Here is a 1,272-nt window from a genome sequence, read left to right as displayed (position 1 = left end):
CGGCCGCCTGGCTGCAGTTGCGCCAGAAGGCGAGCGCCGTCTCTTCGCTGGGCGTGTTGACCCAGCCGATGCTGGCGCCTGCGGCCACGCTGGCCTGTAGCAAGGCTGCAAGCTGGTCCAGTTGCACGGGCGTCAGTTCGGCCGGCCAAGCTTCGATGCGGGTGTCTTCAGCTGCTGACATGGCAGATCGCGATCAAGTAGTGGGCCGGCTCGCTGCCGGTGGACTGGAAGCGGGAGCTGCCCCACAGGCGGTAGCGCAGGCTGTCGCCGGGCTGCAGCGGGTGGGCCTGGTCCTGCAGCGTCAGCGTCAGGCCGCCGGACTGCAGCCACAGGTGGTGCTCCAGCCCCTGCACGCTGGGTTGCTCGTACAGCACGCTGGCGCCGGGCGGCAGCTCGCCCTCGATCAGCTCGCCGACAAAGCCCGCGCCGGGCGGCGAGACCATGCGGCGCCGGAAACCCGTCTCCGGGTCCACCCACAAGGCCTGCGCGCTGCGAGGCAGCGGCTGCACCGGCGCGTTTTCCAGCTCGGCCAGCAGGCGCGACATCGGCAGCCCGTACGCCGCGCACAGCCGGTTCAGCAGGCTGGCGCTCGGGCTGGTTTCGCCGCGCTCCAGGCGCGACAGCGTGGCCCGGCTGATGCCGGTGCGCTGCGCCAAGTCGTCCAGTGACCATTGCTGGCGCTGGCGCAGGCTGGCCAGGCGTTCGGACAGGCGCTGGTCCAGCGTGTCCTCGGTCGTGGTGTCAGGTGAGTTCTCAGAATTGATCGCCATTTCCCGATTGTGGAACAAATTCCATGAATTGGGAAATCCTCTCAATCAAGAGAATGAGGATCACTGACGCATGGTGCCGGCGGGCAGGCCAGGGATGGGCGGCGCGGCCTCACGTGCCAGGTCGATCAGCGTGCGCCAGTTGTCCAGCGACTGGAGGTGGGCGTAGACCGGGGCCAGCCAGCCCTTGTCGCGCCACTGGGCCAGCGTCTCCGCCGGCAGCTGGTTGAAGCGGGCTTCGTCGATGACTTTGAAGCCGTCCAGGCGCAGGGGGCGCCCGTCGTGCAGCGCGATGTCGGCATGTCGGTCCACCAGCAGGCCGGCGGCGGCCACGGCCTGGCAGAAGGCCTGCGTCAGCAGGTGATGGGCCTGGTAGTCGCGGCAAAAGGCCAGCGCGCTGCGGGTCATCGCGCTGGGTTGGCCTTCGCTGTCGAACAGCGCGGGCGCATCGGCGCCCACCGCCACGGTGGCGGCTTCGTCAATGCACAGCGTGAGCTCCTGGCGT

At 69.3% G+C, this 1,272-nt stretch carries 3 protein-coding genes; all 3 read right to left on the bottom strand.

From position 1 onward, the window contains the following. The coding region (locus FKP22_RS30790) for a hypothetical protein (protein WP_375140636.1) at positions 1–181 on the bottom strand (181 nt) is incomplete at its 3' end. After that, positions 168–770, bottom strand: a complete 603-nt coding sequence (locus FKP22_RS30785) for a helix-turn-helix domain-containing protein (protein ID WP_141291982.1) — start codon at positions 768–770, stop codon at positions 168–170. The genes FKP22_RS30785 and FKP22_RS30790, both read right to left, overlap by 14 nt. 60 nt (positions 771–830) lie before the next feature. Then, a partial coding sequence (locus tag FKP22_RS30780; RefSeq protein WP_141291981.1) for a SapC family protein occupies positions 831–1,272 on the bottom strand: 442 nt, incomplete at its 5' end.

Source organism: Ideonella azotifigens, from assembly GCF_006519715.1.
Classification (GTDB): Bacteria; Pseudomonadota; Gammaproteobacteria; order Burkholderiales; family Burkholderiaceae_C; genus Ideonella; species Ideonella azotifigens.
The sequence above is the reverse complement of the archived record's forward strand: the minus strand, read 5'-3'. Positions and strand labels throughout refer to the sequence as shown.

Bases quoted from the DNA above. Each gene is read 5' to 3' on its own strand.
- FKP22_RS30785 (WP_141291982.1), bottom strand. From the start codon at position 770: ATGGCGATCAATTCTGAGAACTCACCTGACACCACGACCGAGGACACG.